Here is an 18,701-nt window from a genome sequence, read left to right on the forward strand (position 1 = left end):
TATTTACTTTGTAGCACTAAACGGAAAAGGGTATGCTACAAGAAATTACAGCAACGACTGACAAAAACCTACATACGCTTCTAAAAGATTATGCTATTTATAATCAGGTAGCAAATAAGAGGATTATCAATTGGCTGAAAACTAAACCGACTTATGTACTTGATATAGAAGTTCCTTCAAGCGCTAATAGCCTTAAACAAACTTTAATTCATATATGGCAGGTAGAACTATCATGGTTTGCCTGTTTGCAGCAAACGTCTGCTCTTCTACCTTACGAACAGCTTTGTAACTCTTCGGCAGATGAAATATTTGAGGGTTTATTGGAGCAATCCGAAAAATTTGCGGATTATATTTTAGACCTCGAAGAAACCGAATTAAAAGCAACCACACATGTTTATATACCGAATGTTTTAGACTGTGACATTCCAAGATTTGAACTCATACAACTTTGTTTTGACCACAGTACCTACCACAGGGTACAAATAACTAACATAGCTCTTCTTATTGGGCTTGCAGATCCACCAATTACCAATTACATGTACTACCTCTCGCGAGAGCGGGTGTTAGCTTAAAACTTTTAGGTGTCTTAAGGGGAATAACCGCTACCAATCCACAACTTTTAAATTCCCACAACAATTAACTCAGATAAACTCCCTCTATGCTTAGCACGTGCGTGGAGGGGTTTATTTTTTCTTTTGAAAATTATAAAATCGCTAATTTTCAAGGCATTTTAACTACTTCATTGAACGAAGGATTATAGATAGAATATCTTATCTCTACACTATCACCAATACTATACTTAGAGTTTCCGGTATTCCCTTTATACCTTGTACCATCAACCCAAAACTCATAAGAATAATAGAATTGATGATTTACAGGACTATGCCCGGTAAAGTTTTTTTCATCGATCACTATTCCTTTTATCGTTTTACTATTATTCGACAATTGATAACTTCTTACCCCACTTTTAATTAAAAAGTATATTGGATAACCTAAGATTAAACTAACAACTAATAAACTGAAATAGAATTTTAAAGCAATCTTCGTTTGCTCTTGTTTAACAATTCCTCGCTTTTTAAATGCCATATTTCATCTATTGGTCTTGCTAGCTTATTTTTTGCAGATAATTAATAAAAATCGCCCTTTTGAATCAAGCAAATTGAACAAAAAGGACGATTAATTTTTTAACAAGGATTATCTTATTACACTTTCAACTTCATATTTACCGGGTCCCACTTGATTATTTTCTTTGTCAATAAACTTTCATTACAAGCCAAAGCCGGAGCTGCTGCTCTGAAACCAAACACAGCATCCTCAACCACCACCTTACCAGTTCTTATTGAATCAAAGAAATTAGTGAAGTGGTCTACATGCTCGTTATAACCTGCAGGTGGGTTGAACACAATATCTTCTTTTGTTTTTTTCTTTCGTTGTTCAGGCGTCCATTTAGCATCAAAATCTTTCTGCATTTCCTCACGCATAGCTTTTGAGAAAGTGAAAAGAGAATCGTATCCACCAAAGCCCGGAGCCTCCGGCATAATACTATGTTTTACGGTAATAGTATTACCTCTTACATCTATTATCCCTTCTGAACCTATTAGGCGGGTTAGTTCTTGTCCACCTGTTCCACTGATAAAATTAACCTGTAAAGTCAATTGGAAAGCAGGATGTTCTGGTGTATCCGGATATTGCATAACCCCAGACATCACATCAGGTAAATCGCGGCCATCTTTCCAATAGCTGAATTGTCCGGTACTTACAATAGCCTCTGGTCCTTTAGAATTGGTCATGAAGTGCGTACCACTCAGTAAGTGGATAAACAAGTCACCTGCCACACCTGTACCTACATCTTTGAAAGCTCTCCACCAGAAAAACTTCTTCGGATCATAAGGTATTTTTTTACCAGTGATAGAAATAAATCTATCCCAGTCAAGGGTTTCAGGGCTGGCATCTTTCGGAATAGTATATTCCCATGCCCCGATAGAACTTTGTCTGTCGTTTACTGAATTAACCATATTCAGCTTACCAATCTCTCCGGAAGCTAATAATTCTTTTGCTTTTGCTAAACCAATGCTACTTACGCGCTGGCTACCGATCTGCACAACTTTACCAGATTTTTTAGCGGCTGCAACTACCGGAGCACCCTCACTGATTTTATAAATCATGGGTTTTTCACAATATACATGCTTGCCTTTTGCCAGCGCATCTAATGTCATCTTTGCATGCCATACATCGGTAGTACAAATTAATACGGCATCAATATCACTTTTGTTCAGCAATTCTCTGTAGTCCCTTGTCACAAACAGGTCATTGCCATATAATTCTTTAGCGTTTTCAAGTCTGCCTGGATATAAATCACAGATACCTGCCAATTCAACTCCGGGTACTTTCAAGGCAGAATTCAAATCATAATGTCCCTGAACGCCAAAGCCAATTACACCAATTCTGACTTTGTCGTTGGCTGTAATTTTTCTGTCATAAGTCAGAATACGTTCTTCTGCTTTTTGTTGGGCAGCGAGTGAAGCAAACGGCGATGACGCAGCCACTAAACTGGTAGCACCAATCTGCTGTAGAAACTTCCTTCTGGAAGATGCACTATCGTTTTTCATGTTTCGTATTAAGGTTGATTTATTTAACTAAATAACTTACAAAGGCGATTTTTTTACTATCAGCACTCCACGAAGGTACATTAATTGTGCCTTGTCCGCCAAAAAAAACTGGTGTAATATCTCTGATAGCTTTGGTCTTTAAATTCATCAAACGAAGTTTAACATTTTTTCCGAATAAATGGCTTTGTTTCTCGTCAGAAGTATAGGCAATATAAACAATCCATTTGTTATCGGGTGAAGGATGAGCAAACCAATTGGAATTCTCATCAAATGTCAATTGTTCGGGTTGTGTACCATCTGCAAACATACGCCATATTTGCATATGACCACTACGATAGGAATTAAAATAAATATATTTCCCATCTGATGAATAATCCGGGCCATCGTCTAAGCCTGTGGTCTCTGTTAATCTCTTTTCAGTTCCACCTTCAATGCCAATTGTATAGATATCAAAATTACCATTTCGCTCAGCGCAATAAGCAAGAGTTTTACCATCTGGACTCCATCCATGCCAGAAAGAAGGTACTTCCGGTGTTATTAATCTGGGCTCCCCTCCTGTTATCGGCAGTATATAAAGAGCCGATTTATAAGGCTTTGTTGACGGATGATTTTTATCATGATTACTAACTACCAGCCATTTTTTATCAGGTGAAATACCGTGGTCATTATTATTTTGTTTAGCGAATCCGGTATTCAATTCTGTTATTTTCTTTGAATGTAAATCTAAGGTAAAAATCTTTCCGAAGCTATTCAAAACCAGATAATTATCAGGATGCCAGTTAGGCGCTTCAAAGTGTTTTTTAATAGCAAGAATTGTATCAATTTTTCCGGTAGTTATATCCACAGTATGAATATAGCTTGTGGTATCTTTCTTGGTTTGCGCGATAGCAACCGACGAAAATTGTACGCAGAGAATAGCTACACAAGCTACCTGAAAAGGCGATACCAGAGCTGATAAATATGATGTTTTTTTCATAGAGTAAATTATTCAGATTCAAAAAATTAGATTGAATGAACAAATGTAGTATTTATTTTTTTATTATCTATTTTTTAGATAATAAATTTTATTACTATCAAATCTTCAAATAATTACATTTCAAAAATTACAAATACTCAGTATAAGCCTTATCTTTGCGCTTGTTTCTTAGACAAACCCTAGCATTAATGGAGAAATTTGGTATTAATAAATATATCTCACACTTATCAATTGACTGTGTGATTTTTGGATATAAGGATGAAGAGCTAAAAGTTTTGATTTCTAAGCCTAAATACGGAAAAGATTATTGGGCTTTACCCGGTGGGTATATCCTGAAAACCGAGAGTATTGATAAAGCCGCCAGTAGGATTCTGAAAGAACGAACAGATTTAGAAAACATATATCTCGAACAATTCCGGGTATTTGGTGATGAAAACCGTATTATCAACAGCGAATACAAAGAAATTATGAAATCGGGGCTATCAAATTATGATAGCAAAAGATTTGACCCTGAAACAATTGAATGGATAACCAGCCGGTTTGTTTGTATCGGCTATTATGCATTGGTTGATATTAACAAGGTAAATCCGCAAACCGGAGAGTTTGATGAATATCTTGAATGGCGAAACATTAAGAATGTTCCGGCAATGACTTACGACCACAATGAGATTCTATCCTTTGCTCTTGAAGCCCTTCGCCAGAATCTTGACCAGAAACTAATTGGCTTCAATCTTTTGCCAGAGACCTTTACTATGCGCGAAGTTCAGGCATTATACGAGGCAGTTTATGACAAACCATTTGCCATGAACAATTTCCAGAAGAAAATCCTTGACCTTAATGTATTAGAGCGGCTTGAAAAGAAATTTACAGGAGCGCAGAATAAGGCGCCTTATTTATATCGGTTTAAGAAGAATGATTAGGAATATTTATGGAAAACAAACTAAATAAAGAGCTGATAATAGCATCACGCAAACTGAAAAATACTGAAGATTATCAGGTGTTTGAAGATATTTTAAATTAGTGAATGAAGGACTTTTAACCATTGACGATTTCGATACTCTATGCTATGGATTCAATGACGAAATTTATGATTCTGATTATTTATCAGAAGGATTAAGTCAATCATTATTTTTAATTATGCAGAATTATCCCAATGAAGAGTTTACCAAAAAAGTTGTAGATGCTATTGAAATATTTAATAACCATGCACTTTTTAGCTATGGTTATCTTTTAACCTACTGGTTTGTTGAAAGCAATAGAATAACTAGTCTCTGCGCTCATATTAATACAAAAAATGATAAAGTAAAAGGTTTATTCAGAAAAGCAATTACCAGTCAAATTGAGTTTTTGGGTGATTCACCATTTAATGAATACTTGGTAAAAGGAGCAAATAATGTACTTCAGTGCATTGAGTAAATCTTTGAGCAAAATATGAAATATATGTGTCACTTTAGCCCTTTATTAAATACGGTTTTACTTAGCTTTAAATACCCATTTAAATTTTGCATGTCCAAGCAATTTCTCATAGTATTGAGTTAATTTTATTCATGCCACAAAACCAATAAACCTATGTCATTTCAAGCATATATAGATAATATCAAACAAAAAACAGGTAAGACTCCTGAAGATTTCAAACAATTAGCCGAAGAAAAAGGCTTATTAAAACCTGGCATAAAAGCAGGTGAGATTGTAGCTTGGTTAAAAGAAGATTTTGACTTAGGACACGGCCATGCTATGGCTATATACACAACTTTAGACCCATCGAAAGTAGATAAAATTAAGGCTAAGGAAAAGAAGTAATTCTATCATATTAAATTCCTAATCGACAATATATTTCTATAATCGCCTATTCATTTGGATAAGGCATTAAGCTATTATTTTTCAACATATACCATCTATTCACAAACCCATGATTCCTTTCAAGCGTATCTCTTTATTTTTTATTCTGCTTTTTCCTATTGGTTTTTCCATGAGTGCAACAGCGCAAGGTAAAAAACCAAAATTCAAAGTCATTGCGTTTTATACAGCCAAAAATGACAGAGCTCATATCAGCTATGTGCATGAAGCTAACAAGGGCTTTCTGAAAATGGCACAGGAAAATAATTTCACCTACGACTCAACCAATAACTGGAGCAACCTTAATGCCGAATTTCTGAAACAATATCAGGTAGTTCTTTTCCTGGATACCCGTCCGGAAGACCCGGCGCAACGAGAGGCTTTCAGACAATATATGGAGAATGGTGGTGGATGGATGGGCTTCCATTTTGCGGCCTTTGCTCTGAATAAATCATCCTTTAATCAGGATTGGGACTGGTATCATAACGAGTTTTTAGGCTCAGGTGAATACAGAAGTAATACCTGGCGACCAACGTCGGCCGTTTTAAGAGTAGAAGCAGGAAAGCATCCTGCGATGAAGCACCTACCTGAAACCTTTAAATCATCTCCAAATGAGTGGTATAGATGGAAAAACGACTTGAAGGCGAACCCCGATATAGAAATTCTGGTATCTATTGACTCGACAAGTTTCCCATTGGGTACAGGGCCAAAGCAGCACGAGATCTGGCATAGTGGCTACTATCCGGTAGTATGGACAAATAAGAAATACAAGATGATATACGCCAATATGGGGCATAATGATATTGACTACGAAGGCAAAACCAATAAAGAACTATCTTTCACCTTCAACAACGAAACCCAGAACAAATTTCTCCTGGATGCGTTGTTGTGGTTAGGGGATGGGAAAAAGAAAAAATAATTTAGTGATTTAGTGAATGAGCGAATGAGTGATTATATTTAAAAACTTTAATCACTCATTCACTAAATCACCCATTCACTCAATTCCAGACACATGAAACAACAAATCGCACATATCTCTTTGTTAGTCAATGATTATGATGAGGCTATAGAATTTTATACGCAAAAGCTGAATTTCAAGCTGATTGAAGATACACCACTTAGCGATACCAAACGTTGGGTAATTGTCAGTCCTCCCGGCAGTACTTCGGGCTGTAATTTATTATTGGCCAAGGCTTCAACCGAAGAACAGAAAAGCAGAGTAGGTAATCAGACAGGCGGACGGGTGTTTTTATTCCTCTTCACCGACGATTTCTGGCGGGATTATAAAAATATGATTGCCAACGAAATTAAATTTATACGACAACCATCCGAAGAAGAATATGGTACAGTAGCCGTATTTGAAGATTTATACGGCAATCTCTGGGATTTTATAGAATCTAAGAAAAGTACATAATTTTCAGTCATGAATTAGCTCCTCTAAGGCTCTTTCTTATTTTAATCCAAAACTACGTATAGTATACTATGTAGAAGTGTTTGAAATGCTTTCGCTTTCATCAAGAAGTACTTCGTCAAAACACCTGTAAAATATTGGTTATCAGGTCGTAAAAAATATTCCGGCAAAAAATAAATCCTGACAATTGATTAGTATATTTGGTAAAAATAAGATTGAGTCATGGCAAGAAAACTACTACTTCTGCTCTTCTTGTTGAGTTCGTGGCAAACTTTTGCCAACTCAATACTGGTACCAATGGACGACACACAGTCTAATCACCTGAAAGCCTACGGTATAGCCTATAATACACTCCAACACAATACAGAGCTTGACTGGCTCCTCAACTATCGTGGAGGTAGCTTCCTATTCGATTATACCCCTGCTTTAGAGAAAGAATGTCTTGTGCGAGGTGTATCTTTTGAAGTAGTTTCTACAGCTAATGTCCAAGCTATGCTCAAAGAAATTTCAGATCCTGATATAAATATGGAAGTAGTGCGGCTCTATAAAGCCGCCAAAATAGCCGTATATTCTCCTATTAAAGTAAGTCTTTCTAATTTTGAAGATACGGATGCAGTTTTATTGGTTCTGAAATACGCCGAAATTCCTTTCGAAGTGATTTATGATGAAGAAATCGTGAGAGGTGATTTGGCCAAATACGATTGGCTTCACCTGCACCACGAAGATTTTACGGGACAATATGGCCGTAATATGCGCCGCATGTCAGCCCTGGATATGAAAGCTCAGGAAGACATTGCCAAAAGACTGAAATATCCAAAAGTTTCGGCTTTAAAGCTGGATGTAGCCAAAATGATTAAGCTATTCTGTATGGGTGGTGGCTATTTGTTTGCCATGTGTTCAGGTGCTGAAACCTTGGATATTGCCCTATCAGCCGAGGGAACAGATATTGTCAGCAGCCGCTTTGATGGTGACGATATTGATGCGCATGCGCAATCTAAATTAGATTTCAGTAAAACATTAGCTTTTGAAAATTACAGCTTATATCTGAATGATGGAGAAGGCTATGGATCGATGTCGTTTTCAGATATTAATGTCTGGTCTGGCAGATTTGATGATGAAGTAACCTCTTATTTCGACTTATTTGATTTCTCTGCCAAATGGGACGTAATTCCGGCCATGCTGGGGCAAAACCACGAGCATCTTATCAGAGAGTTTATGGGGCAAACCTCTTCTTTCAACAAAAAAACAGTCAAATCAAACGTACTGGTAATGGGTGAAGGCAAAGAATCTCATCGCTACATATACGGAGAATTAGGCTTAGGACAATGGGTATTCTACGGTGGCCATGACCCTGAAGGACGAAGAGGATTTCATCGCACCCCTACCGACCTGAACCTTTTCCCGCATTCACCCGGCTACAGGCTTATTCTTAATAATGTTTTATTCCCATCAGCCAGGAAAAAGAAAAGAAAAACCTGAGTCTCCTATAAGATACATTTAATAAAATTTCAGCTTCTTTCCTGAACAATCATTTCTATGATTTTGTCATAGAGTTTATCTTTACGTTTATGTAATAGACAAATAGTTTTTTGCCTTGTCTGAAGATTCATATAGCCATTTATCAAAAATTAATTGGTCAGAATGGCTGGAAATTTCGTATATTGGTAAAACAAAACCTTTGATTCCTACACATAACCTTAATGAAAACCCTATGGACTTTTTTCATACCTTAGAGCCTTTGCTTCGTACTTTCTGGTACATTGCCATTCCTACCAGTTTGATTTTTCTGATTCAGACTATCATGACCTTTGCCGGAGTTGATGCGGCTGATGGTCTGGAACCCGATTTTAATGGCGATCTGGGTCATTCTCAAGAGCCCTTTCAGCTTTTTTCATTCCGAAATCTGATTAATTTCCTATTAGGTTTCAGTTGGATGGGGATCTCCTTTTACAATCATATCGGCAATCACTTTGTATTAACCGTCATTGCTTTTCTTATCGGCATTGCCTTTGTGGCTGTATTCTTTTTTATCATCCAACAAATCGGTAAGCTGTCTGAAGATAATACTTTTCAGATTAACAACGCCGTCAATCAGGTGGGTTCGGTTTATCTGAGCATTCCTGAACACAAGAGTGGCAAAGGCAAAGTGCAGATAAGTATCAAAGGTGCCTTTCATGAATTAGATGCCATTACAGAAAACGGCAGAATCAAAACCAATGAAACTGTAAGAATCATTGGCATCGAAAACAATACCCTTGTTGTAGAAAAAATTTAACCTTATATAAACACATGCTCCAGTTATCTTCTCCACTCATTATTATTGTTGTGGCTGCTATTGTTCTGTTTGTGACAATTACCGCACTTATTTCAAGGTATAAACGATGCCCGTCTGATAAAATTCTGGTTATTTATGGTAGAACCGGAGGAACCTCTGCAAAGTGTGTTCACGGCGGTGGTGCATTCATCTGGCCTGTTATTCAGGATTATGCCTTTCTGGACCTGAAACCAATCTCTATTGAAGCCAATCTGACTAATGCCCTGAGCCGTCAGAATATCCGAGTAGATGTACCCTGCCGTTTTACCATTGCGATTTCAACCGAAGCAGATAGTATGAACAATGCAGCTGAAAGATTATTAGGTTTGACAGCAGAACAAATTCAGGAGTTATCAAAAGATATCCTTTTTGGCCAGTTACGTCTGGTAATTGCTACCATGACTATTGAAGAAATTAACTCAGATAGAGACAAATTCCTTGAAAATATCTCTAAAAACGTAGATACAGAGTTGAAGAAAATCGGTCTGAAACTCATTAACGTAAACGTAACTGATATTAAAGATGAATCGGGGTACATAGCCGCTCTGGGTAAAGAAGCAGCAGCAAAAGCTATCAACGAAGCAAAAATCAGCGTGGCAGAACAAGAGAAAATCGGCGAAACCGGAAAAGCGATAGCTGACCGCGAAAGAGATACCCAGATTGCAGAAACCCATAGGGACCGCGACGTAAAAATAGCTATCACCCAGAAAGACCGGGAAATCAGCATTGCCGCTGCCGGAAAAGACGAAGCCATCGGTAAAGCAGAAGCGCAGAGAGATACCCGTGTAAAAACCTCAGAAGCCAATGCGATAGCTGTAAAAGGAGAAAATGAAGCGAAAATTGCCATAGCCAATTCAGAGGCTTTAAGAAGAGAAAAAGAAGCAGAAGCGCTTCGTATAGCTATTTCAGCTGAAAAAGTACAGCAGGCCAAAGCTCTGGAAGAAGCCTACCTGGCCGAGCAAAAAGCTGAGTTAGCGCGTTCGGAAAGAGAACGTTCTACACAGATCGCCAATATTGTGATTCCGGCTGAAATAGCCAAGCAAAGAGCCATTATAGAAGCTCAGGCCGATGCTGAAAGAATCAGAGAGAATGCCAAAGGGGAAGCCGATGCCATTTTTGCCAAAATGGAAGCAGAAGCCAAAGGTCTCTACGAAATCTTAACCAAACAGGCCGAGGGCTACAGAGAAGTGGTAGCTGCTGCGGGCGGCGACCCAACCAAAGCTTTTCAGTTATTATTGATTGAAAAATTGCCTGAATTAGTAAAAACTCAGGTAGAAGCTGTTAAAAATATCAAAATTGATAAAATTACGGTTTGGGATTCGGGCAATGGTACAGGTGAGAATGGCAATTCAAGTACTGCCAATTTTGTATCAGGTATGATGAAAACAGTTCCCCCTCTGAATGATTTATTCAATATGGCGGGACTTAATCTACCTACTTATCTGAAAGGTGAAGAACAGCCGGAACCTCCTAAAGAGGAGTCGAAATCCAAAAAATAGATACATCTCATCATTAAAATTCTAATAGTGCTATCACTCATTAATGAGTGATAGCACTATTTTTGTTAAAAATGATGGTAAAAAAACATTCTATATGTAACTTAGCAGTCCCTTTGAGAAAAGGTTATGATTTTGTTATAAATCACCATTATTTTTGAAAATGGCTGATTTAATATTATTTACCGAAGATAATTTTACTCATGTCAATTGACTTAAAAATAAAACGTTTAGCACAGGAATATGCGTCTGAAACTATTGCTAATCGTCGTTATTTACATACTAACCCCGAACTTTCTTTTCAAGAATATAATACTGCACGTTTTGTAGCGCAAAAGCTCAAAGATATTGGTTTGACTCCACAAGAAGGCATTGCAGACACCGGAGTAGTAGCCATTATTGAAGGAAAAAATCCTGAAAGTAAAGTGATAGGTTTAAGAGCTGACATGGATGCTTTGCCCATTTTTGAAAAAAATGAGGTGCCTTATAAATCTATTAACGAAGGTGTAATGCACGCTTGCGGGCATGATGTACATACATCCTCCTTATTAGGTACAGCAAAAATTTTGCACCAATTGCGTGAGGAGTTTGAGGGAACTGTAAAATTGGTGTTCCAACCTGCCGAAGAAAAAGCACCCGGTGGAGCATCTATCATGATTAAAGAGGGTGTTTTAGAAAATCCTGCGCCTGCAGGCATGCTTGGGCAACACGTAGCACCTAATATTCCGGTGGGAAAGATTGGTTTCCGTGAGGGAATGTACATGGCAAGTACCGATGAATTGTATATGACCATTAAAGGTAAAGGTGGACATGGCGCGATGCCGGACCAATTAATTGACCCTGTACTTATTGCATCTCATGTAATAGTCTCACTTCAACAGATTATCTCTCGTAATCGTAAACCTGCCAATCCATCGGTATTGTCCTTCGGACGATTTATAGCTGATGGGGTTACCAACGTGATTCCGAATGAGGTAACCATTCAGGGGACATTCCGTTGTATGGATGAAGAGTGGAGAGAAGACGGTCTGCGTCGAATGAAAAAAATGGCTGAAGGTATTACCGAAGCGATGGGTGGGGTTTGTGATTTTGAAATAGTCAAGGGTTATCCTTTCCTGAAAAATCATCCGGAATTAACCCGCCGTATGAAGAATGAAGCTATCGAATATATGGGCAGGGAAAATGTAATTGATCTTGATTTATGGATGGCAGGTGAAGATTTTGCATTTTATTCACAGGTAGTAGATTCCTGTTTTTATAGATTAGGTACCCGTAACGAAGCCCGTGGCATCGTTTCAGGCGTGCATACACCTACTTTTGATGTTGACGAAACTGCACTTGAAATAGGTCCCGGGCTGATGTCATGGCTAGCAATCCGTGAATTAGCCAAACAATAACTACATAATGTTAGTTTAACCTTATACCATATAACTTTTGTTCGTGAACTTTTGCTCGTAAAATTATGCCCTTAAACTGCTCCTATTTACTTTGTCAACTGTTAAAGTTATAGTAAAAGTTTATGAAAATTTTAATTATCCTATTACAAGTATTGGGAGCCATCACTATATTTCCGTGGTTCTCAATGGCGGGTTTATCTTTTATAGTTTTTAACCCCACTAAGCCTATAAGAAAGCAACTGCCCTGGCTTTTTATTATGGCAATTTTCACTTATCCATTTATTCTCGGCAGCAGCTATTGGTGGTCTTGGACAAATTTCTTAGAGGGGTATCCTAAAAGAGCCATTTTCTTTAGTTGTTTACCTCTTATCGTTTTCGGCATTGCCTATTTACTCATCGCAAATCTGACTGATTTTATACAGAAAATCAGAGCAAAAAAATAAGGTGCCTCGTGCACCTTATTTTCTTTTATTTACCTGCATATTTCTCAACCACAATACCCTTAAGCTCCTGCCAAGGTATATCCAAAATAATCATCCCGCGGGCATAAGCGGCTACTTCATAAGGATTATATAATAATCGTAATCCTTCTTTGGAAATACCTATATTCTGCGGCAAAATGAACTTGTTTTCAGGGAAAAAGTAATCTTCCATTTTAAACTCCATGCCATTCTCTTTTGCCATTGCGGTTTCTTCTGCTTTAAATTTTATTTCTGCGAGTTTATTTAAAGCCAATGTATCTTTAACTATCTCATGCAATTCCAATAGTTTACCGGTAAGAGCATCAAAATTATAGAAAGAAGTATAATAATTCCCATGTGCTCCACCTGTATAAGTAGATTCGTTATAATATAATGAAATTACACCTGGTGAAATCCACAAAGTATCTCCTAAAGCCTCATAGGTGTAAACCATATTGGGAGCATCAGGCATTTCTTTTCTGGCCTGCTCTACAGCAACAAAGAATGCCTTTGAAGCTTCTGATAAATTACCGGCTGTTTTATTATTACCTTCAGGGTCTGCTACTCCGGAGAGTCCTTTGAGTGGCAAGGCTGCCATAAAAGCATTAATTTTACTAATAATAGAATCATTTCCTCCAGTAAGTTTAGGATACCTGATATCTAAAGTAGAGATTAACGTATCACCGCCTGAAGTATAATACGGTGCACTCTCTTGTTTGAAACTCACACTATCAACCGCAATTGGGGCAGTAGTGGTTGTAGATTCCTTCCCGGATTGGCAGGCTGAAATGCCCCCTACTAAAACCATTAAGTAGATTATTTTTTTCATTTATCAGGAGTTTGTTTGCCAAATATAAAGGTTTCTTTAATCTTGAGAACGGAATATAAAACAAAATGCTGAAATTTGAGGGCTCAAAAAGCCATCAGGCATGGCGCGTATAAACAAATACCACGGAATGAAAATCTTTCAAAGACTAAGCGATAACTCTTTACCTATACAGTGGCATCATTTTTTGTTTTATATTCTATTAGTAGCTGTTATCCCTCACACAGGTTTTTGGTTTGATTTAAACAACGACTGGCCTCGTTGGTCTTATTACGCCTTTGAGCATGGTTTAAGTCAAATATATAATTCTGATACCAACTATATGCCCTTTTACCTGCATGGACTCTATTGGTTCGGTAAAATGCAAGGCAGCAAAGAGTTGATTTATGGCAATAGTTATCAGCTTAAATACTTCTTTCTATTATTTGATTTTGGCTGTGCCTTATCTCTGGCCTGGGCATTAAGAAAATACTATTCAGTTAAATTTATTGAGTATCTTTTATTATTCAATCTGGGTTATCTCTATTGTACAATTATCTGGGGGCAGTTAGATAGCGTACCTACGACTATGGTTGTTTTAGGGATTATCTGCCTTTATGAACGAAAAATGCTTTGGGCGGCATTCTTTTGTACACTCTCTATCTATGTAAAGCTACAGGCCATCATATTTGTGCCGTTTTTTGTGATCTTATTGGTTTATCAATTCTCACAAAAATTTGATAAATGGCTTTTAGCAAAAATGTTAGGTATTTCTTTGCTTACCCAACTCTGGTTATTAAGTCCGTTTATAGTGGGAGGTACATTCTGGAATTTCGTTAAGGTAGTGAGAGAATCAGTGGGCTTTTTCCCTAGAGTATCCTGGAATGCCTATAATTTATGGTATCTCCTGATTAAAGAAGACCCTACTTTATTAAATGATACACTAACTTTTGCAGGCTTAACCTACAAAAAATGGGGATTTTTCCTATTTTTTGGCTCATCTGCCTTAGTATTTATACCGCTTTTATTCCGAACGTATATTTTAGTAAGATTCAAAAAATTGGCTGATAGGGATTATTACGCTTTGGTATGGCTTACTGCTGCCACTATAGCCACCTTATTCTTTTTTGTGAATACCCAGATGCACGAGAGGTACTCCTACCCTGCCATTGCTTTGTATTTTGCTTATGCACTGATGACTGGGCAATATTCACTATTTGCTATGATTTCGGTAGCACATTTAGCCAACGTAGATGGAATGAATAAATATTTTGGACTGAATCCGTTCAAACCGGAATACACAGCTCTCCTATTTGGTTTGATTCTGCTCATTTCTTTTATCAAACTATTTAACTGGACAAAGAGTATCCGACTGGCACATAACAAGCAAGCTAATATATAAGTTTACTATTATTTGAGTAAATTTTGTAATATTGATTGTCAAATTAATAAACTTTTATGCTTTGGCTTTCAAAAAAACAACTAAAGAATATCGAATATTCAAAATATATAATCTAGTCAATTAATACAAAATAACCTATTTATCCTATAAATTCTAATTTTACAAGTAAAACTAAAATTTCAGAAAAAATTGAAAATCACAAATATTTCTACCCTTTTCCTTCTTGGAATTATCATACTTATGCTCAGTTCTTGTAACAAGCAAATAAACCCATTAACCTACACTAAGGGTCAATTGATTTTTGGGAGTGGTGGTGGATTTGCTAATCAGGTCAACGAATACAGGTTGCTGGAAAATAAGCGCCTCTTATTTAGAAAGAATAACGATACGATCTTTACCGATTTAGGTAAACAAAAAGGGAAAACTGTCAAAAAGCTTTTAAAAGAATCAGAAGCTCTGTTTCAGGAGACATCTGGCATCAACGAACCCGGTAACATGTATTATTTTGTACGATTGCAGAAAGATCAACAGACCCAATCGGCAGTCTGGGGAAGACCCAATACTCAAGTACCTGAAAAAGCCAAAGAATTGCACAAAGAGTTAATGAATTTAGTGCCTGCAACAAAGTAAGAATAAGCTTTCTCAAGTAATTTTATTGAGTAAAAGAGAAATTCCAGTAAGGTTTTAGGATTGCAACCGCGGAATTGAGTTTGTCTATTCCGCAGGAAATAAGTGTTGATATATATATGAAATACTCCGAAATCTTATTTAGCCTTATAAAGAAACTCTGCGCTTAATCCATCAAGTAGCAGTTAAAAACTATTTCTCACCGGAAATAAATCCTCACTTCATCCCTAAATATCTTCACCTCATGCATGAGGCTATTTTCAAATTTTCATTAGCAGATAATTTTGACCAAAAATCAAAAACAAAAAGCTATGAAAGCACTTTTAATAATCGTTTTTTCTCTTTTCATATCTGCTGGCTTCGCTCAGACTTCTCTTTTAACAGAAATCAAATCATCAACACAAAGTTCTTATCCACGCTATGGAGTAGATGTAAATGGAACTTATTATTTTGTGGCAGGTATGGCCAATTCACCTGATTATGGTTTTTGGAAATCAGACGGAACACCCGGAGGCACCACTAAAATCATTACTACAACCGGAACCCGACCTCAGGCCAACATCCGGACAAAAGAAAATATTATCCCTTTTGGTAATAAGGCTCTTTTAATAGCCTCTGATTATTATAATAACTTAAACTTTGAGTTATGGATAACAGACGGAACACCCGCAGGTACTTTTCTGCTAAAAGATATTAATACTCCCGGTAGAGCATCTGATATTAAGAATGTCAAAGTCGTTTCTGGCAAGGGAGCACTTAAAGCCTTTTTCAGTGCCAACAACGGAACATTGGGCGAAGAGCTCTGGGTAACTGACGGCACGCCTGACGGGACTAAACTAGTGAAAGATATTTATCCCGGAAGCAACAGTTCATTACCATCAGATTTTGTGCAATTACAGGATAAAGTGCTTTTCTCAGCCACTGAACCAACACATGGTCGTGAACTTTGGATAACTGATGGCACTGAAGCAGGAACCGAATTAGTAAAAGATATTTATCCCGGAAGCAACAGTTCATTTGTCAACAACAGTAAAATAGTAGTCAATGATAATACTGCTTTCGTTAATTTAAAAGATGGTACATTAGTCAACACTACAATATTAGTACGCACAGCAGGCACATTTAATACTACTTTTTCAATCGGAAGCAGTTTTGCAAATCCAGACAATCTAACGCTCTTTAATGGGAAAGTATATTTTACAACAAGTCCTTCAAGTGGAGGAAATCTTTATTATATAGATAATAATTCTATACCGGTTACTATAGCCAACGATTTTACTTATTATAGCTGGAGAGCCGAAAACCTTACGGTTTCTAACGATAAATTATTTCTTTTAATTAATAACTCTGGCGGACAAACAAATTTAGGAGTGATTGAATCGTCTGTAGATTCAGAAATTGCACATCTGATACAAGTAACCGGGGCAAATATTGATCCCTTTCCCACTAATCCTGAGAAAAGAAAACTGATACCTACATCTAACGGAAATATTTATTTCTTTACCGGGCAAACATCGCCAGGATACAGACTCTGGTTTTCTAATGGAACACAGCAGGGAACTACGAATATTCTGAATTTATGGTTTGGAAATTATTCCTACGTCAGAACCTTTAATAATAAATTGTTTTTTATTACGAATGATATTGAGGGGAAAAATCAATGCTATGTAACGGATAATGGCAGTGATGCAGTATTGGTAAAAAACCTTACTCCCGATCTGAACATTGATAACGTTTATCCCCTGGTACAATCCGGTGATTGGTTTTATTTTTCTGCTTATAATCCTGCTACAGGCTACGAGCTTTATAAATCAAACGGTATAACGAATACCTTTGTAAAGGATATTGATGTCACCTATAAAAGTAATGATTACAATTTTTCTAAAACGGTTAGTAACTCAAACGGTTTATTTTTCTTAGCTGATGATGGTAAAAATGGTTTGGAACTTTGGAAAACCAATGGCAAACAAGTGGGTACTAGCTTGTTTTCAGATTTGAACTCCTACCCAATGCCGGAGACAACTATAGCCCAAGAAGATGCCTTTGATTATTATAGCAATTCTTCAAAATTCTGGGATTTATATGAATTTAATGACCAGATATATATCATGACTTATAAAGGAATATGGATAACCAATGGAATATATCCGCCTATACAACTCTATGAAGGCCCAAGGCTTAGTCAGTTAGGTTATTCCAATAAATTTGAAGCAGCTAATGGTCTGGTTTATTTCAATGTGGTTAATGAATTATGGCAAACCGCTGGAAGCCCTGAAAGCACTACAAAAGTGGGAGTAGTTGATAATACCCGCCCTAATGATTCTTACTATATAAGAGGATTAAGAGCCATAAATCATAAGCTGTATTTTATAGGATATTCGACTATGTATGGCGATGAAGTATATAAATATGATGGAGGGAATATATCGCTGGTGAAAGATGCGATACCCGGGCAAAATATGTATATATTTAGCTCAGAAACAGAGGTTGTAGGCAATAGCTTTTATTATACCAAATTTAGTTCGGCTGAAGGGTGTCAATTGTATGTAACTGATGGCACTGAAGCTAATACAAGACTTCTACATTCATTTGGAACTGCCGGATCTTGTCCGAGCTACCTTACTAATTTTAAAGATTCGCTTCTGGTTTTTCAGGCCTATGATAGTGAAAATGGATCTGAACTCTGGAAGTCCGATGGAACAGTAGCCGGCACTAAACTTGTAAAAGATATTTATCCGGGTACAGGTTCAGGCTCACCTATAAATTACGCGAATAAGATTAAATATGCAGTATTTGAAGACGACGTCTATTTCCTTGCTTCTACACCAGCCAATGGCAGGCAATTATTTAAATCTGATTTGACCCCAGAGGGCACCATACCTCTTTCTGACATTACTAATATATATGCCTACGCTGCCAGAGGAGGTGTGTATTTTGCTGATGGAGGTTCGGATTCAGAACCAGTAAAAATTGAGTCTACTTCTGCATCTAAAAGGTTGTTGGCTAATATTGTACCTAACGGGCATTCACTTCCACAATATTTTGTAGGGCACAATGGCCTTATATTTACGAGAATAGCTCTCCCAAACGGCACGCATCAGATTCATGTTTTCAAAGACTGTAAAAATAATGCTATATTGGCTGGGGATATTAATTATCTATACACTCAAGCTTATGATACTATTAAGAGTAGCAATACCATTACAGCTGATAAGTCTTATAAATTAATTGCAGGCAAATCTATTGAGTTAACATCCGGTTTTGTAGCTGATAGTAATTCGATTTTTGAAGCTAAAATAGAAGCCTGTGTGCATAGCACAACTGATAATTAGGCCTTCAAAAAAGCAAATATAAGCTGAGAAAGCTA

At 37.1% G+C, this 18,701-nt stretch carries 18 protein-coding genes; 14 read left to right on the forward strand and 4 right to left on the reverse strand.

Translation table 11 applies throughout. The features are described from left to right. Positions 1-32: 32 nt before the first annotated feature. The gene (locus tag D0T08_RS17465) at positions 33-572 is read left to right on the forward strand and encodes a DinB family protein (protein ID WP_116983959.1); all 540 of its coding nucleotides are present in this window, start codon (positions 33-35) and stop codon (positions 570-572) included. Between the two features lie 148 nt (positions 573-720). Here D0T08_RS17465 and D0T08_RS17470 read toward each other — a convergent pair whose 3' ends face one another. From D0T08_RS17470 to D0T08_RS17480, 3 genes are all read right to left on the reverse strand, one after another. Next, positions 721-1,086: a hypothetical protein gene (locus D0T08_RS17470; RefSeq protein WP_116983960.1), complete on the reverse strand. Its 366-nt coding sequence runs from the start codon at positions 1,084-1,086 to the stop codon at positions 721-723. A 116-nt stretch (positions 1,087-1,202) separates the two neighbouring features. Next, a complete protein-coding gene (locus D0T08_RS17475) occupies positions 1,203-2,609 on the reverse strand; it encodes a Gfo/Idh/MocA family protein (protein WP_116983961.1) in 1,407 nt (468 codons plus the stop codon). Between the two features lie 19 nt (positions 2,610-2,628). Then, positions 2,629-3,585, reverse strand: a complete 957-nt coding sequence (locus D0T08_RS17480; protein WP_116983962.1) for a TolB family protein — start codon at positions 3,583-3,585, stop codon at positions 2,629-2,631. A 188-nt stretch (positions 3,586-3,773) separates the two neighbouring features. Here D0T08_RS17480 and D0T08_RS17485 point away from each other — a divergent pair, with 188 nt between their 5' ends. From D0T08_RS17485 to D0T08_RS17530, 10 genes are all read left to right on the forward strand, one after another. Further along, positions 3,774-4,505 carry an NrtR DNA-binding winged helix domain-containing protein gene (locus D0T08_RS17485; protein ID WP_116983963.1) on the forward strand — a complete coding sequence of 244 codons (732 nt, stop codon included), beginning with the start codon at positions 3,774-3,776 and terminating at the stop codon, positions 4,503-4,505. 100 nt (positions 4,506-4,605) lie between these two features. Next, positions 4,606-5,001, forward strand: coding sequence for a hypothetical protein (locus D0T08_RS17490; RefSeq protein ID WP_116983964.1), 396 nt, complete (start codon positions 4,606-4,608; stop codon positions 4,999-5,001). A 153-nt stretch (positions 5,002-5,154) separates the two neighbouring features. Then, entirely contained in the window at positions 5,155-5,385 is a 231-nt protein-coding gene (locus D0T08_RS17495) for a DUF4287 domain-containing protein (RefSeq protein WP_116983965.1), read from the forward strand. Positions 5,386-5,494: 109 nt separating this feature from the next. Further along, positions 5,495-6,340 carry a ThuA domain-containing protein gene (locus D0T08_RS17500; protein WP_116983966.1) on the forward strand — a complete coding sequence of 282 codons (846 nt, stop codon included), beginning with the start codon at positions 5,495-5,497 and terminating at the stop codon, positions 6,338-6,340. Positions 6,341-6,433: 93 nt separating this feature from the next. Beyond that, positions 6,434-6,835 carry a VOC family protein gene (locus tag D0T08_RS17505; RefSeq protein ID WP_116983967.1) on the forward strand — a complete coding sequence of 134 codons (402 nt, stop codon included), beginning with the start codon at positions 6,434-6,436 and terminating at the stop codon, positions 6,833-6,835. Positions 6,836-7,054: 219 nt separating this feature from the next. Further along, the gene (locus D0T08_RS17510; RefSeq protein ID WP_116983968.1) at positions 7,055-8,311 is read left to right on the forward strand and encodes an asparagine synthetase B; all 1,257 of its coding nucleotides are present in this window, start codon (positions 7,055-7,057) and stop codon (positions 8,309-8,311) included. A gap of 115 nt (positions 8,312-8,426) precedes the next feature. Further along, entirely contained in the window at positions 8,427-9,107 is a 681-nt protein-coding gene (locus D0T08_RS17515) for an NfeD family protein (protein ID WP_229238984.1), read from the forward strand. A gap of 14 nt (positions 9,108-9,121) precedes the next feature. Next, positions 9,122-10,645: a flotillin family protein gene (locus D0T08_RS17520; RefSeq protein WP_116983969.1), complete on the forward strand. Its 1,524-nt coding sequence runs from the start codon at positions 9,122-9,124 to the stop codon at positions 10,643-10,645. Between the two features lie 200 nt (positions 10,646-10,845). Next, positions 10,846-12,039, forward strand: coding sequence for a M20 family metallopeptidase (locus D0T08_RS17525; protein ID WP_116983970.1), 1,194 nt, complete (start codon positions 10,846-10,848; stop codon positions 12,037-12,039). Positions 12,040-12,161: 122 nt separating this feature from the next. Then, a complete protein-coding gene (locus D0T08_RS17530) occupies positions 12,162-12,482 on the forward strand; it encodes a hypothetical protein (RefSeq protein ID WP_116983971.1) in 321 nt (106 codons plus the stop codon). 25 nt (positions 12,483-12,507) lie between these two features. Here D0T08_RS17530 and D0T08_RS17535 read toward each other — a convergent pair whose 3' ends face one another. Beyond that, positions 12,508-13,329, reverse strand: a complete 822-nt coding sequence (locus D0T08_RS17535; RefSeq protein ID WP_116983972.1) for a DUF3298 and DUF4163 domain-containing protein — start codon at positions 13,327-13,329, stop codon at positions 12,508-12,510. A 127-nt stretch (positions 13,330-13,456) separates the two neighbouring features. On the opposite strand from D0T08_RS17535, the gene D0T08_RS17540 reads away from it, so the two are divergent. The 3 genes from D0T08_RS17540 to D0T08_RS17550 all read left to right on the forward strand — a co-directional run bounded on the left by D0T08_RS17540 (position 13,457) and on the right by D0T08_RS17550 (position 18,666). Continuing rightward, entirely contained in the window at positions 13,457-14,707 is a 1,251-nt protein-coding gene (locus D0T08_RS17540) for a hypothetical protein (RefSeq protein ID WP_147322794.1), read from the forward strand. A gap of 240 nt (positions 14,708-14,947) precedes the next feature. Then, a complete protein-coding gene (locus tag D0T08_RS17545) occupies positions 14,948-15,337 on the forward strand; it encodes a hypothetical protein (protein ID WP_116983974.1) in 390 nt (129 codons plus the stop codon). Positions 15,338-15,645: 308 nt separating this feature from the next. After that, positions 15,646-18,666, forward strand: a complete 3,021-nt coding sequence (locus D0T08_RS17550) for an ELWxxDGT repeat protein (protein ID WP_147322795.1) — start codon at positions 15,646-15,648, stop codon at positions 18,664-18,666. Positions 18,667-18,701 lie beyond the last annotated feature (35 nt).

Source organism: Emticicia sp. C21 (assembly GCF_003418935.1).
Taxonomy (GTDB): Bacteria; Bacteroidota; Bacteroidia; order Cytophagales; family Spirosomataceae; genus Emticicia.

What these genes read in the sequence shown, in the direction of transcription:
- D0T08_RS17540 (WP_147322794.1), top strand. Translation starts at nt 13,457, where the DNA reads ATGAAAATCTTTCAAAGACTAAGCGATAACTCTTTACCTATACAGTGG.
- D0T08_RS17505 (WP_116983967.1), top strand. Translation starts at nt 6,434, where the DNA reads ATGAAACAACAAATCGCACATATCTCTTTGTTAGTCAATGATTATGAT.
- D0T08_RS17545 (WP_116983974.1), top strand. Translation starts at nt 14,948, where the DNA reads ATGCTCAGTTCTTGTAACAAGCAAATAAACCCATTAACCTACACTAAG.
- D0T08_RS17480 (WP_116983962.1), bottom strand. Translation starts at nt 3,585, where the DNA reads ATGAAAAAAACATCATATTTATCAGCTCTGGTATCGCCTTTTCAGGTA.
- D0T08_RS17525 (WP_116983970.1), top strand. Translation starts at nt 10,846, where the DNA reads ATGTCAATTGACTTAAAAATAAAACGTTTAGCACAGGAATATGCGTCT.
- D0T08_RS17510 (WP_116983968.1), top strand. Translation starts at nt 7,055, where the DNA reads ATGGCAAGAAAACTACTACTTCTGCTCTTCTTGTTGAGTTCGTGGCAA.
- D0T08_RS17535 (WP_116983972.1), bottom strand. Translation starts at nt 13,329, where the DNA reads ATGAAAAAAATAATCTACTTAATGGTTTTAGTAGGGGGCATTTCAGCC.
- D0T08_RS17465 (WP_116983959.1), top strand. Translation starts at nt 33, where the DNA reads ATGCTACAAGAAATTACAGCAACGACTGACAAAAACCTACATACGCTT.
- D0T08_RS17520 (WP_116983969.1), top strand. Translation starts at nt 9,122, where the DNA reads ATGCTCCAGTTATCTTCTCCACTCATTATTATTGTTGTGGCTGCTATT.
- D0T08_RS17530 (WP_116983971.1), top strand. Translation starts at nt 12,162, where the DNA reads ATGAAAATTTTAATTATCCTATTACAAGTATTGGGAGCCATCACTATA.
- D0T08_RS17500 (WP_116983966.1), top strand. Translation starts at nt 5,495, where the DNA reads ATGATTCCTTTCAAGCGTATCTCTTTATTTTTTATTCTGCTTTTTCCT.
- D0T08_RS17485 (WP_116983963.1), top strand. Translation starts at nt 3,774, where the DNA reads ATGGAGAAATTTGGTATTAATAAATATATCTCACACTTATCAATTGAC.
- D0T08_RS17550 (WP_147322795.1), top strand. Translation starts at nt 15,646, where the DNA reads ATGAAAGCACTTTTAATAATCGTTTTTTCTCTTTTCATATCTGCTGGC.
- D0T08_RS17470 (WP_116983960.1), bottom strand. Translation starts at nt 1,086, where the DNA reads ATGGCATTTAAAAAGCGAGGAATTGTTAAACAAGAGCAAACGAAGATT.
- D0T08_RS17495 (WP_116983965.1), top strand. Translation starts at nt 5,155, where the DNA reads ATGTCATTTCAAGCATATATAGATAATATCAAACAAAAAACAGGTAAG.
- D0T08_RS17475 (WP_116983961.1), bottom strand. Translation starts at nt 2,609, where the DNA reads ATGAAAAACGATAGTGCATCTTCCAGAAGGAAGTTTCTACAGCAGATT.